The 19,413-nt window shown below is 37.1% G+C and carries 19 protein-coding genes and 1 pseudogene; 16 read left to right on the top strand and 4 right to left on the bottom strand.

All coding sequences use genetic code 11. The features are described 5' to 3' along the window. Positions 1-97: 97 nt before the first annotated feature. Positions 98-1,369, bottom strand: coding sequence for a BaiN/RdsA family NAD(P)/FAD-dependent oxidoreductase (locus AC1DS7_RS16280; protein ID WP_002034390.1), 1,272 nt, complete (start codon positions 1,367-1,369; stop codon positions 98-100). Between the two features lie 283 nt (positions 1,370-1,652). Between AC1DS7_RS16280 and AC1DS7_RS16275 the strand changes: the two genes are divergently transcribed. Together AC1DS7_RS16275 and AC1DS7_RS16270 are read left to right on the top strand one after the other, a co-directional pair. After that, the gene (locus AC1DS7_RS16275) at positions 1,653-3,305 is read left to right on the top strand and encodes a putative polysaccharide biosynthesis protein (RefSeq protein ID WP_002034389.1); all 1,653 of its coding nucleotides are present in this window, start codon (positions 1,653-1,655) and stop codon (positions 3,303-3,305) included. A gap of 41 nt (positions 3,306-3,346) precedes the next feature. Further along, positions 3,347-4,075 (top strand): pseudouridine synthase, encoded by a 729-nt coding sequence (locus AC1DS7_RS16270; RefSeq protein ID WP_002034388.1) that lies wholly within the window; start codon positions 3,347-3,349, stop codon positions 4,073-4,075. A gap of 82 nt (positions 4,076-4,157) precedes the next feature. Here AC1DS7_RS16270 and AC1DS7_RS16265 read toward each other — a convergent pair whose 3' ends face one another. Then, positions 4,158-4,379, bottom strand: a complete 222-nt coding sequence (locus tag AC1DS7_RS16265) for a DeoR family transcriptional regulator (RefSeq protein ID WP_000805512.1) — start codon at positions 4,377-4,379, stop codon at positions 4,158-4,160. 357 nt (positions 4,380-4,736) lie between these two features. Between AC1DS7_RS16265 and pepV the strand changes: the two genes are divergently transcribed. From pepV to AC1DS7_RS16245, 4 genes are all read left to right on the top strand, one after another. Next, a complete protein-coding gene (gene pepV, locus AC1DS7_RS16260; RefSeq protein ID WP_002143444.1) occupies positions 4,737-6,143 on the top strand; it encodes a dipeptidase PepV in 1,407 nt (468 codons plus the stop codon). 103 nt (positions 6,144-6,246) lie between these two features. Next, positions 6,247-6,792 (top strand): RNA 2',3'-cyclic phosphodiesterase, encoded by a 546-nt coding sequence (gene thpR / locus AC1DS7_RS16255; RefSeq protein ID WP_215551569.1) that lies wholly within the window; start codon positions 6,247-6,249, stop codon positions 6,790-6,792. Between the two features lie 137 nt (positions 6,793-6,929). Continuing rightward, entirely contained in the window at positions 6,930-9,071 is a 2,142-nt protein-coding gene (gene pulA, locus AC1DS7_RS16250; RefSeq protein WP_002143442.1) for a type I pullulanase, read from the top strand. Positions 9,072-9,316: 245 nt separating this feature from the next. Further along, on the top strand, positions 9,317-10,114 hold the full coding sequence (locus AC1DS7_RS16245) for a phosphotransferase family protein (RefSeq protein WP_002034382.1): 798 nt from the start codon (positions 9,317-9,319) through the stop codon (positions 10,112-10,114). A gap of 3 nt (positions 10,115-10,117) precedes the next feature. Here the strand turns inward: AC1DS7_RS16245 and AC1DS7_RS16240 are convergent, their stop codons facing one another. Continuing rightward, positions 10,118-10,396 carry a YtzH-like family protein gene (locus AC1DS7_RS16240; RefSeq protein ID WP_002015625.1) on the bottom strand — a complete coding sequence of 93 codons (279 nt, stop codon included), beginning with the start codon at positions 10,394-10,396 and terminating at the stop codon, positions 10,118-10,120. A 232-nt stretch (positions 10,397-10,628) separates the two neighbouring features. Here AC1DS7_RS16240 and trmB point away from each other — a divergent pair, with 232 nt between their 5' ends. Together trmB and AC1DS7_RS16230 are read left to right on the top strand one after the other, a co-directional pair. After that, positions 10,629-11,282: a tRNA (guanosine(46)-N7)-methyltransferase TrmB gene (gene trmB / locus AC1DS7_RS16235; RefSeq protein WP_002034380.1), complete on the top strand. Its 654-nt coding sequence runs from the start codon at positions 10,629-10,631 to the stop codon at positions 11,280-11,282. Positions 11,283-11,352: 70 nt separating this feature from the next. Continuing rightward, entirely contained in the window at positions 11,353-12,207 is an 855-nt protein-coding gene (locus AC1DS7_RS16230) for a YtnP family quorum-quenching lactonase (RefSeq protein ID WP_476999111.1), read from the top strand. Between the two features lie 128 nt (positions 12,208-12,335). Here AC1DS7_RS16230 and AC1DS7_RS16225 read toward each other — a convergent pair whose 3' ends face one another. Beyond that, entirely contained in the window at positions 12,336-12,647 is a 312-nt protein-coding gene (locus AC1DS7_RS16225) for a PepSY domain-containing protein (protein WP_002015622.1), read from the bottom strand. Positions 12,648-12,795: 148 nt separating this feature from the next. Here AC1DS7_RS16225 and AC1DS7_RS16220 point away from each other — a divergent pair, with 148 nt between their 5' ends. From AC1DS7_RS16220 to AC1DS7_RS16185, 8 genes and pseudogenes are all read left to right on the top strand, one after another. Beyond that, the gene (locus tag AC1DS7_RS16220) at positions 12,796-13,869 is read left to right on the top strand and encodes a M42 family metallopeptidase (RefSeq protein ID WP_476999110.1); all 1,074 of its coding nucleotides are present in this window, start codon (positions 12,796-12,798) and stop codon (positions 13,867-13,869) included. 134 nt (positions 13,870-14,003) lie between these two features. Next, positions 14,004-14,513: a DUF84 family protein gene (locus AC1DS7_RS16215; RefSeq protein WP_002089045.1), complete on the top strand. Its 510-nt coding sequence runs from the start codon at positions 14,004-14,006 to the stop codon at positions 14,511-14,513. Between the two features lie 83 nt (positions 14,514-14,596). After that, on the top strand, positions 14,597-14,911 hold the full coding sequence (locus AC1DS7_RS16210) for a thioredoxin family protein (protein WP_002015619.1): 315 nt from the start codon (positions 14,597-14,599) through the stop codon (positions 14,909-14,911). Between the two features lie 79 nt (positions 14,912-14,990). Further along, positions 14,991-15,803: a DUF1444 domain-containing protein gene (locus AC1DS7_RS16205; RefSeq protein ID WP_002015618.1), complete on the top strand. Its 813-nt coding sequence runs from the start codon at positions 14,991-14,993 to the stop codon at positions 15,801-15,803. After that, positions 15,800-16,414 carry a YtpR family tRNA-binding protein gene (gene ytpR, locus AC1DS7_RS16200; protein WP_002089041.1) on the top strand — a complete coding sequence of 205 codons (615 nt, stop codon included), beginning with the start codon at positions 15,800-15,802 and terminating at the stop codon, positions 16,412-16,414. Before AC1DS7_RS16205 ends, ytpR begins: the two co-directional genes overlap by 4 nt. 143 nt (positions 16,415-16,557) lie before the next feature. Then, positions 16,558-16,902, top strand: a complete 345-nt coding sequence (locus AC1DS7_RS16195) for a hypothetical protein (RefSeq protein WP_016102943.1) — start codon at positions 16,558-16,560, stop codon at positions 16,900-16,902. A gap of 40 nt (positions 16,903-16,942) precedes the next feature. Then, complete coding sequence (locus AC1DS7_RS16190) at positions 16,943-17,899, top strand: N-acetylmuramoyl-L-alanine amidase (RefSeq protein WP_016102944.1); 957 nt, start codon at positions 16,943-16,945, stop codon at positions 17,897-17,899. Between the two features lie 156 nt (positions 17,900-18,055). Further along, positions 18,056-19,413: pseudogene (locus AC1DS7_RS16185) on the top strand (DNA translocase FtsK); the annotation flags it as partial.

The following is a 19,413-nucleotide window of genomic DNA, read 5'->3' as shown; positions in this document are numbered from 1 at the left end:
AACGGTCGATATATTTAAAGTATCGCCAATATAATTTCGTGTACTGCTTTGCTATTTCAACATACTAAAAAAAGAAACAGGAGTCCCTGTTTCTTTTTTAGTATTGCATTTTCGCATTTTGTCCTGCTGTTGTTCCGGCAATTCGGCCAGTAACAAGGGCAGATGTAATGTTATAGCCGCCAGTATAACCGTGAATATCAAGAACTTCTCCGCAGAAGTATAAACCATTCGTGAATTTCGAAGCCATTTCTTTCGGGTTAATTTCTTTAACGGATACCCCTCCGCCAGTAACGAATGCTTTTTCAATTGACTGCGTACCATTTACATGGACGGTAAATTCTTTAAAGTCTTTCACAAGTGCGCGAATCTTCTCATGAGAAACTTGTCCAGCTTGTTCGCTACCGTCAATTTCATTTTTTTCTAATAAGAATAGGAAGTAACGTTCAGGAACATAGCCTTTTAAAACGTTTTTAATTCCTTTTTTCGGATCTTCTTTCATTTGTTTCAGCATGCGCTGGAACAGTTGCTCACTATTTTCTTCTGGCAATGCATCGATACTCATGTGCACTGTGTTCGTTTTAAACTTTTTCATCGCTTTCACAACGAATTGGCTACAGCGAAGAGCAGCAGGACCAGATAGGCCGAAGTGAGTGAAAAGCATGTCCATTTTATGAGAAATGATAACTTTTCCTTTCGGGTTTAATACACTTAAGTTTACATCTCGTAAAGCAAGACCTTGTAATGTGCGGTCACGAATAAACGGTTCGTTTGAAAGAATTGGTACTTCTGTTGGGAAAAGTTCTGTAATTGTATGCCCAGCTTTTTCAGCCCAAGCGTATCCGTCTCCAGTAGAACCAGTTTGAGGAACAGATTTTCCGCCAACAGCGATAACGACGTGATTCGTTTCTAACACTTCACCTGTTTGCAGAATAACAGCCTTCGTTTGACCGTTTTCATACTCAATCGTTTCGACAGGCGTATTCGTACGTATTTTCACACCTAAGTCTTTTAATCGTGTTAACAGTGCATCTACAACAGATTGCGCTTTATTTGATACTGGGAACATGCGGCCATGATCCTCTTCTTTCAGTTGTACACCGAGATTTTCGAAGAATGTAATAATATCTTCATTACTGAAAATAGAAAAAGCACTGTATAAGAAGCGACCATTTCCAGGTATATGTTTAACGATTTCATCAAGTGGTAGACGGTTCGTTACGTTACAACGACCACCACCAGAAATCGCAAGTTTACGTCCTAGTTTATTTCCTTTATCAAGAAGTAAGACGCTTGCGCCTTCTTCAGCAGCACCGATTGCAGCCATTAGCCCTGAAGGACCGCCGCCGATGACAATAACATCATAATGCATAATATATCGACCTCATTTTCTACATTTCCTGCCTAAAAGAATAGCATGTTTTCCCTTAAAAGAAAAATAGAGTGAAGTACTGCTTAAGAGGAGAATTGTGGTACAATACAAAAGTTAGAGTTCAGCATTATCCTGCTATTTATGGGCAATAAGACTACTATCTTAAGATTTATGAGAAGTAAAGAGGGAGTTAAAAAGGTCCGTAAATGCTCGAATGATTAGTAGGAGGGGAGTCTCCCACTAATTATAGTTTCACTTTATGTAGATGTAGGAGGATTTTCGTATGTCCGATTCAAAATTTCTGCGCGGAACGCTTATTGTGACGTTAGGGACATTTTTAGTAAAGTTCTTAGGCATGATTTACGTTTTTCCGTTTCATGCATTAGTAGGCACAGAAGGCGGAACGCTCTATACATATGGATACATTCCATATACGATATTTTTAAGTATCGCAACGGCAGGAGTGCCGCTTGCTGTTTCTAAGTTTGTTTCCAAATATAATGCACTTGGAGATTATAAAACGAGCCGGAGAATGTTCCGCTCGGGAATGGTTATGATGATAGTAACAGGAGTTCTTTCCTTCTTAGTACTGTACATGACCGCACCATTATTTGCAGAAGCAATGCTTGGTAAACAAAGTTTACAAAATAAGGTAGAAGAAGTTACGACGATTATTCGCCTCGTAAGTTTTGCGCTTATTGTTGTGCCGGCAGCAAGTTTGATTCGTGGTTATTTCCAAGGCCACCAATCGATGGGACCGACTACGGTTTCACAAATTATTGAGCAAATTATTCGTATCGTCTTTTTATTAGCGGGTAGTTTCATCGTTATTAAAGTACTTGGCGGTACAGTAGCAACGGCAGTTGGGGTTGCGACATTCGCTGCGTTCGTTTCAGCAGTTGGAGCACTTGGCGTATTAATTTGGTACTGGTTAAAACGTAAAAAATATTTGGATCAATATTTAATTGAGCAAACTGTACCAGAATCGACGGTAAGTACCGCTCAATTGTTTAAAGAGTTGTTTGCATATGCAATCCCTTACGTTGTAATTGGATTAACAATTCCTTTATATCAACAAATTGATACATTGACATTTAACTCTATTATGCAGGCGATTGGTCAAGGAGATATCGCAGAGCGAGCACTCGGTATTTTCACGATGTGGACGCATAAATTAATTATGATTCCAGTATCACTTGCAACAGCGTTTAGTTTAACGCTCGTGCCAGCGATTACAAAGTCGTTTACTGAAAAGCAATACCGTTATTTGAAATTACAAATTACACAAACATTCCAGGCGAATATGTTTTTAACATTGCCAGCAGTTGTAGGTATTTCTACACTTGCATATCCGATTTACACTGCTTTCTACGATTCAGACCCACTAGGTGGACAAGTATTAATGTGGTATGCGCCAGTTGCATTGTTATTCGCTTTATTCACAGTAACAGCAGCAATTCTGCAAGGGATTAACCAGCAGAAACATGCGATTGTTGCGCTTGTGATGGGTGTTATTTTGAAATTTGCATGTAACGTAATCTTTATTCGTTATTTCGGTACAGTTGGGGCGATTTTGGCTACTGCAGTCGGCTTCTTAGCTTCCGTATGGTATACGAATAGACAAATTAAAAAACACGCACACTATTCATTTGGTGTTGTATATAAGAGAACATTCCAAATTGCAGTCTTAACACTTGTAATGGTTATTGCTGTAAAACTATCACAATGGCTTCTATCCTTCATGATTTCGCCTGATGGCCGTATTGGTGCTCTTATTACAGTTGCGATTTGTGCAGGTATTGGTGGTCTTGTTTACGGATTGTTAGCGATTCGCACAGGAGTACTAGAAAGAGTATTTGGCGGAGAAGCTTTAGAGAAAATCCAGCGTAAACTTGGTAGTAGATTCAAAATAAAGTTGAAATCAAAAGGGGCGTAAATACGTCCCCTTTTCTATGATAAATAAAGAAGGTGAAGAACATGAGATTAGATAAATTATTAGCGAATATGGGACACGGAAGTAGAAAAGAAGTAAAGAAATTACTGAAAGACGGCGTTGTGAAGATTGATGGAACGCCAGTGAAAGATGCGAAGTTTCATGTGAATGTAGAAGAGCAAGAGGTTATGATTCACGGTGAAGTTGTGGAATATAAAGAGTTTGTTTATTTAATGATGCATAAACCACAAGGTGTTATTTCAGCGACAGAAGATGATAACCACGAAACAGTAATAGATTTATTAGAATTAGAAGATGCGATTTTCGATCCATTCCCTGTTGGAAGGCTCGATATTGATACAGAAGGTTTCTTATTAATCACAAATGATGGGAAGTTAACGCATCAACTATTATCTCCGAAAAAGCATGTGCCGAAAAAATATTATGCACACATTTCAGGTGTTGTAACGGAAGAGGATGTAATAGAATTCGCTAAAGGTGTTATTTTAGAAGATGGCTATGAAACGAAGCCAGGCGAACTTACAATTTTAAAAAGTGATGATATTTCTGAGATTGAACTCGTTATTACAGAAGGAAAATTCCATCAAGTGAAGCGTATGTTTGAAGCGGTAGGGAAAAAAGTAGTTTATTTAAAGAGAACAGAGATGGGACCTTTAATGTTAGATGAAGAGTTAGAACTTGGGCAATATCGTGAATTAACAGATGAAGAAGTAGAAATGTTAAAGACGTATCAAGTAGATAACGAAAAGTAACGCCAATTTCAGAGCATAGAAAAGACCCCTTTCTAATGAGTTAGAAAGGGGTATGTATTTATTTACATACAATTATTTTTTATTATGAGGTCATTCTCACTTTCTTTCCTGTCGTTGTCCACTTGCCGCGGCAAGGGCTATACACGAGTTCATTAAACTGCAACACATTTAGATCACGTTGTATTGTTCGCGGTGTGATCCCGAACTCATCTACAAGGTCTTTCGTTGTTACCGTACCGTTTTCATTGATGTACATATAAATCGATTTAATGCGTGTTAGCATACGAGTAGTTGTAGGTTTCAAGAGAAAACCGCTCCTCTACTAGTTTTTTTGACCCCATTCAGGAAAGAAGGTCGTTACTACCATTGTACTCTACATGATAAAATTCATGCTTTAATCTACTTAAATTTTACAAAAGTTTAACAAATATTCATATAGAAAAATATTGGTAGTTGACATTATATATTTGGTCAGTCAACTAACTCATAAATTTCTACGTAAAACGCCAAATTCCTGCAAATTTTTTTGAGAAAATAAAAGAAAAACTAATAAGAAATATCTGAAATATTACAATTGTTCGTCATTAGATTTTCATGTATGGCATAAGAGATTTTCGTTTGCTATGATGAAAGAGACAATATAGTGAAGGATGGATGCGTGATGTCAACGATTAATTGGACAGAAGAAGTTACAAAACGAAAAGATGATTTAATTCGTGATACACAAAAATTTTTACAAATTAAAAGTGTATGGGAAGAAGAATCTGCGAAAGAGGGCGCACCATTCGGTGAAGGTGTAGAAGAAGCTTTATCTTTCATGTTACATAAAGGAGAAGCAGAAGGTTTCACTTCTAAAAATTTAGAAGGATATGCAGGTCATCTTGAAATGGGACAAGGAGAAGAGTTAGTAGGTATTCTTTGTCACGTTGATGTTGTACCAGAAGGAGACGGCTGGACAACTCCTGCGTATAGTGCGGATATTCGCGATGGAAAGATTTTTGCACGTGGTGCAATTGATGATAAAGGGCCGACGATGGCAGCTTATTATGCGATGAAAATCGTTAAAGAATTGGGCTTACCTCTTTCAAAACGTGTTCGTATGATTTTAGGAACAGATGAGGAAAGTAATTGGAAGTGTGTAGATCATTATTTTAAAAATGAAGAAATGCCAACAATCGGTTTTGCGCCGGATGCAGATTTTCCGATTATTAATGCGGAAAAAGGAATTTCTGACATACAAGTTGTGCAAAGTGGTGGTGAAGAGAAAGAAGGCACATTTAAGCTTATTTCATTTGAGTCAGGTCGTCGTTTAAATATGGTTCCTGATTTTGCAGAAGCAGTTATTACAGGAGAAGATGTAAATACACTTACAGTAGCATATGAAGAGTATTTACAAACTGCTAAAAAAATAGGTAAAGCAATTGTAGAAGGAAAGACGGTGACGTTGCAAATCAAAGGGATTTCAGCTCACGGATCTACTCCGGAAAAGGGAGAAAATGCAGGTTTATTATTGGTAAACTTCTTAACGAAAGTTTCTCTTGATGGAAAAGGGGCTTCATTTGCCTCGTTTGTAACAGAAACATTTACAGGTGATATTATTGGAGAAAAAGCTGGTATTTCTTATAAAGACGATATTAGCGGGCCGTTAACAGTGAATGTTGGTCGCTTGTCTTACTCGCAAGAAAACGGTGGTAATTTAGGATTAAATGTACGCTATCCAGTTACAACTAACTTTGAAGAAACGATTGCAAAGTTAAAAGAATATGTTGGTACTCATGGATTTGAAGTAGCGGATTATTCTAACTCTCGCCCGCATCACGTTGACAAAGATCATACGTTAATTCGTACTTTGCAACGTGTATATGAAGAACAAACTGGTGAAAAAGCTGAATTGTTAGCAATTGGCGGTGGTACTTATGCTCGTTCATTGAAAGCTGGCGTTGCATTTGGCCCGTTATTCCCAGGAAAAGAAGAACTTGCGCATCAAAAAGATGAGTACATTGAAATTGAAGATTTATTAAAAGCGACAGCGATTTACGCTCAAGCAATTCATGAATTAGCGAAATAAAAGATATTTAAATAATGACCGCTCTCTACTTTAGAGGGCGGATTCTTTTTAGCTGAATGAGATAAGGAAGAAAAGCAACAATAACATAAAGGAGACGATGTAGATGGTGCCGCATTATTTTGTCGCAGTAACTTTACCACGTCATATAAAAGAAATTCTTTCTAATTATAAAGAGGAAATGAAGGATGAATTACCATTTCGCTCGTGGGTACATGAAGAAGACTATCATATTACCCTTTCATTTTTAGGAAGTGCGGCGCAGGAACAGTTAGAAGGAATAAAGAATGGATTACAAACACTTACAGAAAAAACGGAATTATCGTTCACGTTACAAGGACTTTCTACATTCGGACAGGTGGACCAGCCGCGTATATTTTGGGCGGGGATAAGTGATAATCAAGATTTGTTTAGTTTACAAAAGCAAGTGCATACAATTTGTGAAGAAAATGGTTTCTCTCTAGATACACGTCCTTATCATCCACATATTACTGTTGCGCGTAAATGGGTAGGAGAAAAAGTGTTTGATCTGACAAATGTAAAAGAGTTACCTGTAACATCATTTCAAGCAGATACGATTACTTTGTATGAATCTCACGTTAAGGAAACGCCGAAGTATAAATCGATTACTGAAATAAAACTACAAAAATAGAATGTATGAAAACGTTTTTTATACAGGTGAATATACTATAGGGAATAATGTGTTACTGTATAGAGCTTCGCTGATAAGAAAAGCCTTATCACTTGCAGCTCGTTTCATTTTAACTTTAAGAATGATGGTGATTTTTTATGTTGAAAGTAAAACGTCCATTTGATGCCTATTTAGATGAAATGAATAAAATTACAATTTTGCTCCCGCATGCGTATGGAACAAGCCGGACATTTCGTTTACAAGAAGGAAGCAATGTGAAAGAGTTACCGATTGTTCATACTATTGCTCTTCCAGATGCAACGAAGTATGAATGCTTTATAGAAGAGCCGATAGATGTGGGGAAGTATTATACAGTACGGGATGAACGGAATGAAGAAACAGATTTACAAATAGGCGCTGTGATTCGAACAGTAGTTTTCGATGAAAAATATTATTACGAAGGTACCGACTTAGGTGCTGTGTATAAAAAAGAAGAAACAATATTTAAAGTATGGGCTCCGACTGCAAGGCTTGCAAAAGTACGGATTTATAAAAGTGATAAAGAATATATTGATTATGAAATGTACAGAGAAGAAAACGGAGTGTGGATTCATACATTACAAGGTGATCATGATGGAGCACGATATACATTCCTTGTTTGTATTAATTTAATATGGAACGAAGCGGTTGACCCTTATGCAAAGTCTGCGACGATAAATGGAAAATACGGCGTCGTTATCGATTTGGAAAAAACGAATGTGACAAAACGATTAGAATTATCACCATTACAGTCAATGACAGATGCCATATTGTATGAACTGCATATTCGTGACGCTACTATTCACCCAAACAGTGGGGTGAATAAGAAAGGAACATATAAAGGGCTAATGGAAGAGGAGACAGTAGGGCGAAATGGGACATTAACAGGATTGTCTCATATAAAAGATTTAGGCGTTACACATGTTGAACTATTACCTTTACATTGTTTTGGTGGTATAGATGAAGTGAATCCTGCTTCCGCATATAATTGGGGCTATAATCCGTTATATTACAATATACCAACAGGATTTTATGTTACAAACCTTTCTGATCCATATAACAGGATAGTAGAGTGTAAACAACTAATTGAAACATTTCATGATCACGGCATTCGAGTGATTATAGATGTTGTATATAATCATGTTTATGAAAGAGAATTATCATCATTTGAGAAGCTTGTCCCGGGATATTATTTTCGTCATGGGGAAGACGGTATGCCTTCTAATGGGACGGGAGTTGGAAATGATATAGCATCTGAACGGAAAATGATGAGGAAATTTATTATAGAATCTGTTTTATATTGGCTTACTGAATACAATGTTGATGGATTCCGATTTGATTTAATGGGAATTTTAGATGTTGAAACGATGAATGAATTAGAAAAAGAAGTACGAAAAATAAAGCAGGATGCGCTGTTATTAGGTGAAGGATGGGATTTGCAAACACCGCTTCCTCTTGAAGAGAAAGCGACGTTAAATAATGCGAATAAAATGCCATGTATCGCACAGTTTAATGATCAATTTCGTGATGGAATAAAAGGAAGTACTTTTAATATAAATAAACGTGGCTTTGCATTTGGTGGGCATGTAGACTGTAATCATTTGCAGTATATAGTAGCTGGTAGCCTTTTAAGTATGAAAGAAACAGGATTGTTCCTAGAGCCAGTACAAAGTATCAACTATGTAGAATGTCATGACAATATGACGATGTGGGATAAACTAGTGCAAAGTAATCCAGAATCAGAAGAAATTTTGAAAAGGCGCCATCGTTTAGCAACTGCAATGGTTATTCTTTCACAAGGGATTCCTTTCTTACATGCGGGGCAAGAGTTTTATCGTACGAAGCAAGGGAATGAAAATAGTTATAATGCAAATGATGAAATTAATCAATTAGATTGGGATCAAAAAGAGAAAGAGATGGAGACCGTTAACTATATAAAAGGGTTAATTGCGATTCGCAAAGGGCACGGGGCATTCCGATTACAAAATGTAGACCTTATAAAAAAGCATATGACTTTTTTGCAAACGTCTACAGAAGTACTGGCATACCACCTAGAGCATGTAGAATTATTTGGACCGTGGAAAGAGATTGTAGTTTTATTTAATAGCGGTTTGGAAGCTAAAACGGTGCAGCTTCCAAAAGAAGAAACGTGGCATGTGTTAGTAAACGAAAAGCAAGCGAAAATAGAGCCAATTTCTTCATTTAGAGGAAAGGAACTTCAATTGGCTCCAATTAGCACGTATATATTGACGATAATGTGACAAATCGCTACTTGACGATGAGAATGTAATAAATGTAGAATTGACAAAGGTGACGATTTTCATAAGTTGTCATTCTATGATTGATTTTGTAAAATAAACTAGAAGAACAGGTGATTTATCCTGTTTTCGGCTTATGCCAAGTTTTTTCATTCAAATACAGTAAAATATATGAATCCACAACATGTGTAGAAATGTTGCGGTTTTTCTTTTCATAACTATAAAAGATAAGGATTTGTTAACGGGTAATGAATATGGAATGGTTGGAACAATTATTAGGAAAAGAGTGGAGTCTTATACCGGCTGGTGGAGTAACGGGCGATGCATATATTGCGCAAAACGGACAACAAAAGTTATTTTTAAAGCGGAATACATCGCCCTTTTTAGCGGTATTGTCAGCAGAAGGAATTGTTCCAAAATTACTTTGGACAAGAAGGGTAACGAACGGTGATGTAATTTCTGCTCAAAAATGGCTTCCGGGACAGAAGTTAGAGCCAGAGGATATGAAACTAGAACGTGTTGCGAAACTTTTGAAGAAAATACACTCCTCTAAAGCGCTTGTGCAGATGATTCAAAGGCTAGGAAAGCAGCCGCTTCATGCGCAAGAGTTATTACAACAATTACAGCTCGTTTTAAGAGGAGATATAAGAGTTGATGAAACAATTCAGCAAGGTCTTCAATATTTAACGGAGTCATTAAAAGATATTGAGTACAATGAATTCGTTGTATGCCATTGTGATGTAAACCATAACAATTGGATATTGTCGGACGAAGATGAATTGTTTTTAATTGATTGGGATGGGGCTGTTATTGCTGACCCAGCTTTAGATCTTGGTATGTTATTATATTGGTATGTTCCGCGCCATGAATGGAGTGAGTGGCTCGGATATTATGAGATTGAACTAGATGAATCATTGCTTAGGCGTATGAGATGGTATGTGATAGCACAAACGATTTTATCTATGCAATGGCACACAACAAAAAAGCAGCAAGCAGAAGCTAAATATTGGCATCAATATTTACAGCAACTACTTGCTTCAGAATAATACTTAAGAAAAATTGTCCATTCCAGCAATCCACTGAGTAAGTTGTTCTTGATTATTGGAAATATGGTTGTCCAAATTAGAGGAAGATTTACCCGATTGACTATAAGAATATACATCGTTTAGCATTACTTTAGTGTCACTACTTATACTATCGTTTGCGAGTAACGATTGAATGAGTCGCTCTAATTGCTCGCATTCAGAAACTGTCCCGCAGCAATCACTTTGATGGTTGATTAAAATATCTTTTAACACTTCTAATTGATGCTGTTGATTAATTGGCATGAACGGATCATCCTTTCGAGTGTTTTTCTCTCCCTAGAAATGTAAGAGAAAAAGCTGTTTCGTCATGGAATGTTTAATGCTTTATGTAGTTTTTATCAAAATGGTACATCTTATACTTGAAAGAAACGGACCGAGTGCTCGTACGTACTTGGTTTTTTGTTTGATAGATTGATTAAAACAGAAAGAAGGAATTTTTCCTTTAAAATAGTTTTGTAAAGAGAGGGAGACATCTATGCGTTTAAGACATAAGCCTTATGCAATGGATCGAATTAATGAGTATTCACATATCGTAATTGGAAATCCAGAGGAGAGCGCTGGTAACTGGAAAGAAATATTTGGAAATGAAAAGCCAATTCATATTGAAGTAGGTACAGGACGTGGCCGCTTCATGTATGATATGGCAAAAGCAAATCCGCATATTAACTATATTGGAATTGAAAAATTCACAAGTGTTGTTGTAGATGCACTTGATAAATTAATTGAAGAAGAAGTACCGAACTTAAAGTTAATTAATAAAGATGCTGAAGATTTAACAGTTTTCTTTGCGAAAGGTGAAATTGACCGCGTTTATTTAAACTTCTCAGATCCATGGCCGAAGAATCGTCATACGAAGCGTCGTTTAACGTATAAAACATTTTTACGCAATTATGAAGAAGTGTTAGTAGATGGCGGAGAAATTCATTTCAAAACTGATAACCAAGGTTTATTTGAATATTCTATTATGAGTATGGCTGAGTATGGTATGTTATTAACTTACCTTAGCCTAGATCTTCATAATAGTGATTATGAAGGAAACATTATGACAGAATACGAAGAGAAATTTTCTAGTAAAGGTCATCGTATTTATCGAGTTGAAGCAAAATATCGTACGGAGCCTATGCAGTAATGCATAGGTTTTTTATATGAAAAATAATCGGAATATTATGTTAAAATTAAATGGAAAAGGGGGATGGGATATGGAACAGTTACAAATTGGAAATATAAAAGTGACGTGGCTAAAAGGTGGGAATACACATTTAGATGGAGGCGCGATGTTTGGAGTTGTGCCAAAAGTACTTTGGTCACGAAAATATAAACATAATGATACAAATCATATTTATTTACGAACAGATCCGTTACTCTTACAAACGAAAGAAGGAAACATGCTTATTGATTCAGGGATAGGGAATGGTAAATTGAATGAGAAAATGAAGCGGAATCAAGGTGTAACAGAAGAATCATCAGTTAAGGAATCTTTAGAAAAATTGGGACTGAATAATGAAGATATTCATTACGTCTTAATGACGCATCTTCATTTTGACCATGCATCTGGTTTAACAAAATGGGAGGGAAATCGCCTTGTTCCGGCGTTTCCGAACGCAACGATTTATGTAAGTGAGACTGAATGGAATGAAATGAAAAATCCGAATGTTAGATCGCGTAATACATATTGGAAGGGAAATTGGGAGCCAATCGTTGATAAGATTGTTACGTTCAGGCAAGAAATAGAAATTACGGATGAAATAAAGATGGTGCATACGGGTGGTCATAGCGATGGACATGCTGTTGTCGTCCTTGAAAGTCAGGGTGAAACGATGCTTCATTTAGCGGACATTTTACCGACGCATGCACATCAAAATGTATTATGGGTAATGGCATACGATGACTATCCAATGACATCGATTGAACATAAACAAAAGTGGATGAAGTATGGTGCTGAAAAAGAGGCGTGGTTTACTTTTTATCATGATGCATATTACCGTGCAGTAAAGTGGAATGAGGAAGGGCATATAGTGGAGAAGATAGAGAGAAAAACAAATATAGAAGCTTAATATTAATAAGAGGAAGGTGTCCAAAAATATTTATTGGAACAATCTCCACTTATTATGTATTGCTGTTATTATCAGCTTTTGTTGGTAATTCTAAAAAAAAAGAGGTTCACCTAATGGGAAACCTCTTTTTATGCTGCTATAACCTCTAAAACAGTACCTGTTTTAGCATCAACTAAAAATTCAAATCGTTCTTGTATTTCATCTAACATCGTTGTAAGACCGCCGCGATAAACTTCGTACGCGACATCATATTTTTCAAATGCCTCCGGAACCATATGTACCCAAGAGCCAGTAATTTCACCTTTATGACTTAATGCTTGTTTCACCATTTTCAATGCTTTTTCTGAAGAAATATGGGATTGTTCTTGTACTTTGTTTGCAACGAAATAACCAGCTGCGAACCCAACGCCAAGACCTGTGACTAAACCTTTCCAGCTCATATATTCACCTCAATTCTGTAAAATAAAAATAGTGTACCAATAATAATTATAATGCAAATGCAACTAAAAAAGAAGAAACTAGAAACATTTCGAAAATTTCGTTACAATAAAAGAGGTATTCTACTAAGGTTTGAAAGAAGGGGACTTCGTGAATAAAGAGACATTACAATTATTTCGTACGTTAACAGAATTACAAGGTGCATCAGGTTTTGAACATGATGTGCGCAGTTTTATGAAGCAAGAATTAAGAAAATATGCTGATGAGATTGTGCAAGACGGTTTAGGTAGCGTATTTGGTCTGAAAAAAGGGGACGAAACTGGCCCGCGCGTTCTTGTAGCAGGTCATATGGATGAAGTAGGTTTCATGGTTACGCAAATTACGAAAAATGGGATGCTTCGTTTTCAAACGTTAGGTGGCTGGTGGAGCCAAGTACTATTAGCTCAGCGTGTACAAGTTATGACGAAGAATAGTCCTGTTATTGGGGTTGTTGGTTCCATTCCTCCTCATTTATTAAGTGATGCGCAACGTGCAAAACCGATGGATATAAAAAATATGTTAATTGATATAGGTGCAGATAGTTATGAAGATGCGATTGAAATTGGCATAAAGCCAGGGCAACAAATCGTTCCAATCTGCCCATTCACGCCAATGGCAAATGAAAAGAAAATTATGGCGAAAGCTTGGGACAACCGCTATGGATGTGGCCTTGCTATCGAATTGCTAAAGGAATTAAAAGATGAAACATTACCAAACACATTATACTCTGGTGCGACTGTACAAGAAGAAGTAGGTCTTCGCGGAGCACAAACTGCTGCAAATATGATTCAACCAGATATTTTCTATGCGCTTGATGCAAGTCCAGCAAATGATGCATCTGGTGATAAGACGCAGTTCGGTCAATTAGGAAAAGGCGCTCTTCTTCGTATTTATGACCGTACAATGGTAACACATAGAGGAATGCGTGAATTCATTTTAGATACAGCAGAAACACATAACATTCCGTACCAATACTTTATTTCACAAGGTGGTACAGATGCGGGCCGTGTGCATACAAGTAACTCTGGTATCCCATCAGCAGTAATTGGTGTTTGTGCACGCTACATTCATACACATGCTTCTATTTTACATGTTGATGATTATGCGGCAGCGAAGGAATTAATTACGAAGCTTGTGAGAGCGACGGACAAAACGACGTTAGAGACAATTAAGAATAACGCGTAAAGAGGAAGGGGGAAAAACCCTTCTTTTTTTAGGTTGAATAGATGACCCAGCGATGAATGGGAGCGGTCAGTGTCTAGTTGGTGTTCGAGGCTAGTATTAGGATAGAATGATGAATTTATATAGAGGTGAATGAAATGAAGGTAGTAGTTGGATCGAAGAATAAGACGAAGGTTGGGGCTGTGGAGAAGGTTTGGGAAGATGCTGAAATTACATCTCTTTCTGTTCCATCAGGAGTAGCAAATCAGCCTTTTTCAGATGAAGAGACGATGCAAGGAGCAGTAAATAGAGCGAAGAGAGCATTGCAGGAAGGTGCAGCTCATATCGGCATTGGGCTAGAAGGCGGCGTTATGAAAACGGAGCATGGGTTATTTATGTGTAACTGGGGTGCTTTAGCGACGATTGAAGGTAAAACATTTGTTGCGGGCGGGGCACGTATTAAGTTACCAGACGATTTTTTAGCACCGCTTGAAGAAGGAAAAGAGCTAAGTGAAGTGATGGAAGAGTTTGTAGAGCGAAAAGATATTCGTAGTCACGAAGGTGCTATCGGTATTTTTACAGATGATTATGTCGACCGAACGGAATTATTTGTACACGTTGTTAAGTTACTTGTTGGGCAATATAAGTATGATGAAAAGCAAGCATAAACCTTGCACCATGCGCGATGTATGGTAGTATAAAGAAAAGATTATAGTGTGAAAAAGTGCACTCGTTAGAGGAGGAAATATAGATGAAATCATTAGAAAGCATGGAACAATTCCAAGAATTAAAAAATGAAGAGAATGTAGTCTTCATGTTCTCAGCAGAATGGTGCCCAGATTGCCGTTTCGTTGATCCATTTATGCCAGAAGTAGAAGAGAAGTATAGTGATTTCTCATTTTACTATGTAGATCGTGATGAATTTATTGATTTATGCGTGAAAGTAGACGTATTTGGCATTCCAAGCTTTGTAGCGTACAATAAAGGTGAAGAAACTGGACGCTATGTAAATAAAGATCGTAAAACACAAGAGCAAATCGAAGAGTTTATTGAAGGTTTAAAATAAGACAATTAGCCAATTGAATTGTAAAAACAACCTCTACCTTCGCGGGGGAGGTTATTTTTTTGGAAGGGAGGAAAAAGAGATGAAAATGACAAGTAAAAAGATGAAAGACGAGTTAATGAAGAAATTATCTCGACCAGAATGGGACTGTCATTATGATAGCGAGAAAGAAGTTCTTCGTATTGAACAAACAGACTCGAAAAAAGGTATTAACGTATCACTTCCAGGAGTAGTTGCAAAATGGGAAGTGAACAAAGAAAAAGCAATTGAAGAGGTCGCTTATTACGTACAAGAAGCGCTAATTGCAATGCATAAAGAAGAAAATAGCACGGCGAAAATTTTACCTGTTATTCGCTCTACTTCTTTCCCGAAACAATCAGAAGAAGGAAATCCGTTTATTATGACGGACCATACGGCGGAAACACGTATTTACTATGCGCTAGATTCTAATAAAACGTATCGATTAATTGATGAGCGCTTATTGCAAAAATTAGAGCTTACAGAGGAACAAGTACGTGAAATGGCATTATTTAATGCTCGCTCATTAGACTATGAATTTAAGCAGGAGACAGTAGCAGGTAATACATTCTACTTTTTAAACACAAATGATGGATACGATGCGAGTCGTATTTTAAACGAATCGTTACTACACTCGATGCGTGAAAAGATCTCTGGTGATATGGTTGTTGCAGTTCCTCACCAAGATGTATTAATTATTGCTGATATCGTCAACGAAATCGGTTATGATATTATTGCACAAATGACAATGAAATTTTTTGCCGAAGGGCATGTTCCGATTACATCACTTTCATTCGTATATGAAGATGGGGACTTCGAACCAATCTTTATTTTAGCGAAGAATCGGAAGAAGACAGATGGAAAAGAGAAAGGATGAACGAAGTGAACGTTTTTTACAACCTTGAAGGAATTGGTGACACTTTAATTGTTACCTTACAAGATATTACTTTAGAAAACCGTACATTTGACCGCAAAGGAGATGTTGCTCGCGTATACGATCGTGAAAGCAACGTAACAGCAGGATTCAACATCTTTAATGCGTCTTCTTATGTAGAAGTAACAGACAACGGAAACGTTACATTAACGAAAGAGTTTGTTGAAAAAATTAACGGAATTTTAGCGAAGAATGGCTTTGAAGAAAAAGTAGAAGCTGATTTCACGCCGAAATTTGTTGTAGGCTATGTAGCTGAAAAAGAGAAGCATCCAAATGCTGATAAATTAAACATTTGTACAGTAGAAATCGGTACAGAAACATTACAAATCGTATGTGGTGCACCAAACGTTGATGCAGGACAAAAAGTTGTTGTTGCAAAAATCGGTGCTGTAATGCCAAGTGGTATGTTAATTAAACCAGCTGAACTTCGCGGTGTTCCTTCTTCTGGAATGATTTGCTCTGCACGTGAGTTAGAGCTTCCAGATGCTCCAGAAGAAAAAGGTATTCTTGTATTAGAAGATAGCTTTGAAGTTGGACAAGAATTTAAATTTTAATTGATGTTAGAAAAAGTAGTCTCGCATATGTGAGGCTATTTTTTTGTGCGAAATTCCTAGGATTGTAACGTTTCCTCTCAAAATCTATATTGTATTTCAAAAACGGATTAGGTAAAATTTAGAAAAAAGAAGGGGGTAGACGTATGAAGCAACAACCAAAAATTGCAGAACTTCTGAAACGAATTGAAACTTCAAAACAGCAAGATATCGAACTAGGTTCCTATGAAATATATGTGTTTAGCGAAAATGAATTAGAAAAAGGACAAATGGGTTATCGATATGATAAACATAAAAATTCATTAATAAGTGAAGAAAGTGGAAAATGGAAAGAGGAATGGATTGTTATCGGATATGAAACGGATATGGGGGATCCTGTTTTCGTAAATGTAGCTGATGATGCGTATCTAGTCTATACCGCAGAGCGTGGTACAGAAACGTGGCAACCCGTTCATATTGGAAATATGGATGAAATTATAAAACAATTATAAGAAAAACTTTGAGACCGGTGCAAAGTGATAGGAGAGAAAAATGAAGTATATAAAAATAATGAGCGCTATTGCAGTCATTGGAATATATATGGGAGGTTGTTCGAAAGAAGAGCCGAAAAAAGAAACAACCTCTTCTATACAAGAAAAAAACAAAGATAATAAGGAAGACGCACCGGTAGAAAAGCAGCAAGAAGAACAAGAAAAGAAAGAACAGCCGCAAGCAATTCAAACGAATGAGCAAGTGGAACATAAGCAGGAGGAAGTGCCGGCCGAGGAAAAGAAAGAGGAAACTACGCCGCTGCAGCCAACTGAGCAACCGCTGCAAAATAATGAACAAAAAGTAGAGAGTAATGAAAAACAAGAAAAGTTTCTCGTCGTTATTGATCCAGGGCATCAACAAAAAGCAAATTTAAATTTAGAGGCAATTGGTCCAGGAGCAACTACGCAAAAATATAAAGTAACAGACGGAACAGCGGGAGTTGTAACGAAAAAGAGGGAATCAGTTCTTGTATTAGAGATGGCTTTTATATTGAAAGAAAAACTGGAAGCAAAAGGTATACAAGTATTGATGACGAGAACGTCACATGAGGTTGATATAAGTAATAAGGAACGAGCAACATTCGCGAATGATCATAAAGCGAATTTATTTTTGCGCCTTCACGCAGATGGTTCTGAAAATCCAAATCAAAGTGGATTTGCTGTATTGACACCGGCAGAAGGAAGTCCGTATACGAAAGAGATTTATGCTGAAAGTCTTCAAATCTCTCAAACGATAGTAAATAAAATGAGAGAGAATCATCAAGTGAAAGTAAATGGAATTAAATTTCGGGACGATCTTTCTGGATTTAATTGGTCAAAAGTTCCAGGAGTACTATTAGAACTTGGATTTATGTCAAACCCTGAAGAAGACAAAAAATTATCTGACCCACAGTATGTAAATTCTTTATTGCAAAGTGTAACGGATAGTGTGGATGAATATCGGAAGGGTAAAGATTAAACGAGGTCTTACATGTAAGACCTCGTTTTTCTATATGAAAAACAATCGTGAATTAGAATATTGTGGATAAAACTAATATGCTTAATTTTACCTGCACTTTTTGCCGAATGCTGATACAATAAAGGATGTTACTATTTAGTAGAAAGAGTGGTAAACATGTTAGATTGGATGAAAAAGCTGTTTAACAAAGAGGAAGAAAAAACAGTGATGAATAAAGAAGTACCGGCACAAATTGAAAGTCAGCCGAAAATTCCTCGTGTAAACCACTACACTGAAGCAAGAGAAGCACAAATGGCAAGTCGGAATGCAGGGAAATGTCGTTTTCCATTAATACCAGATAATGGCTTCGATGAGGAGGATGTAAGAGAACTGCCTAACTTTGAAGAACAACCTATTCAAAGAGGAGCATATGAAGAACAGCCTACTCAAAGAGGAATAAAAGTGGAAAGAAGCAGACGACCGTATGTGGAAACAGAAGCACCTACATATGAGGAACCGGAATTGCAATATGAACCGGAACCAGAGCCTGTCGTAAAAAAAGCATTCGTACCGTCGCAAGAAAGTAACCGTAGACCATTTCGTCCAACAGAAATGATTTCTCCGATTTATGGATATAACCGTCCTTCAGTAGAAACGAAGGTTGTGCAGGAGGAAGAAAAGGTAAGAGAAGATCTTGAAATATCTGTTGAAGGAAAAGCTGTTGTTGACGCATGGTTAGAGAAAAAGGGATATACATTATCTGACTTTTCGGGAGTTCTACAAGGAAGTTCATCTGTTAAGAACGGAGTGAACGAACGAAGTAATAAAGTAGAAGAAAAATCGGTTGTGGATACATGGTTAGAGAAAAACGGTTACGAAGTTGAACGTCAAGCCCCTTCATTAGAAGAAAGCCTAAGTGATGATTTGCTTCATAAAACAGTAGGACAGCATGTGGAAGAAGAGGCTACAATTGTACAAGCCTTGAAGCAGGAGCAAGATGTAGTAGCGTTATCATCTACAGAAGATAACGAAGAAACTTTACAAGAAGAGTCAATAGATTCTAAAGTAGAGCATGTGTATTCGATATTAACAGAAGAAAATGAATGTAATACAGAAATAGAAGAAACTGTTGCTGAAGTTGCAGCAAATCAAGTCGAAGAAGAAACATTAGAAGATGTAGTGATTGTAAAAGCAGATGAAAAGCTTGAAGAAACAATTACTATAGAAATACCAGATGCTTTTGAAGAAGCTAAGGAAGCAGAAGAAGTTGTGGAATTAGAAGCAACTGAGGAAGCAGCAGAAGAAGTTGTGGAATTAGAGAAATCTGAGGAAGCAGCAGAAGAAGTTGTAGAATTAGAGAAATCTGAGGAAGCGACAGAAGAAGTTGTGGAATTAGAGAAACCTGAGGAAGCGACAGAAGAAGTTGTGGAATTAGAAGAAACTGAGGAAGCTGAGGAAGCAGCAGAAGAAGTTGTAGAATTAGAGAAATCTGAGGAAGCGACAGAAGAAGTTGTGGAATTAGAGRAASCTGAGGA

It is taken from the genome of Bacillus sp. P4_E1, assembly GCF_056401715.1.
The sequence above is the reverse complement of the archived record's forward strand: the minus strand, read 5'-3'. Positions and strand labels throughout refer to the sequence as shown.

Excerpts from the sequence above, each read along its gene's own strand:
- pulA (WP_002143442.1), top strand. The coding sequence starts at position 6,930 with ATGTTGAAAGTAAAACGTCCATTTGATGCCTATTTAGATGAAATGAAT.
- thpR (WP_215551569.1), top strand. The coding sequence starts at position 6,247 with ATGGTGCCGCATTATTTTGTCGCAGTAACTTTACCACGTCATATAAAA.
- AC1DS7_RS16225 (WP_002015622.1), bottom strand. The coding sequence starts at position 12,647 with ATGAGCTGGAAAGGTTTAGTCACAGGTCTTGGCGTTGGGTTCGCAGCT.
- AC1DS7_RS16280 (WP_002034390.1), bottom strand. The coding sequence starts at position 1,369 with ATGCATTATGATGTTATTGTCATCGGCGGCGGTCCTTCAGGGCTAATG.
- AC1DS7_RS16210 (WP_002015619.1), top strand. The coding sequence starts at position 14,597 with ATGAAATCATTAGAAAGCATGGAACAATTCCAAGAATTAAAAAATGAA.
- AC1DS7_RS16205 (WP_002015618.1), top strand. The coding sequence starts at position 14,991 with ATGAAAATGACAAGTAAAAAGATGAAAGACGAGTTAATGAAGAAATTA.
- AC1DS7_RS16240 (WP_002015625.1), bottom strand. The coding sequence starts at position 10,396 with ATGCCAATTAATCAACAGCATCAATTAGAAGTGTTAAAAGATATTTTA.
- AC1DS7_RS16275 (WP_002034389.1), top strand. The coding sequence starts at position 1,653 with ATGTCCGATTCAAAATTTCTGCGCGGAACGCTTATTGTGACGTTAGGG.
- AC1DS7_RS16245 (WP_002034382.1), top strand. The coding sequence starts at position 9,317 with ATGAATATGGAATGGTTGGAACAATTATTAGGAAAAGAGTGGAGTCTT.
- ytpR (WP_002089041.1), top strand. The coding sequence starts at position 15,800 with ATGAACGAAGTGAACGTTTTTTACAACCTTGAAGGAATTGGTGACACT.
- trmB (WP_002034380.1), top strand. The coding sequence starts at position 10,629 with ATGCGTTTAAGACATAAGCCTTATGCAATGGATCGAATTAATGAGTAT.
- pepV (WP_002143444.1), top strand. The coding sequence starts at position 4,737 with ATGTCAACGATTAATTGGACAGAAGAAGTTACAAAACGAAAAGATGAT.
- AC1DS7_RS16190 (WP_016102944.1), top strand. The coding sequence starts at position 16,943 with ATGAAGTATATAAAAATAATGAGCGCTATTGCAGTCATTGGAATATAT.
- AC1DS7_RS16270 (WP_002034388.1), top strand. The coding sequence starts at position 3,347 with ATGAGATTAGATAAATTATTAGCGAATATGGGACACGGAAGTAGAAAA.
- AC1DS7_RS16215 (WP_002089045.1), top strand. The coding sequence starts at position 14,004 with ATGAAGGTAGTAGTTGGATCGAAGAATAAGACGAAGGTTGGGGCTGTG.
- AC1DS7_RS16230 (WP_476999111.1), top strand. The coding sequence starts at position 11,353 with ATGGAACAGTTACAAATTGGAAATATAAAAGTGACGTGGCTAAAAGGT.
- AC1DS7_RS16195 (WP_016102943.1), top strand. The coding sequence starts at position 16,558 with ATGAAGCAACAACCAAAAATTGCAGAACTTCTGAAACGAATTGAAACT.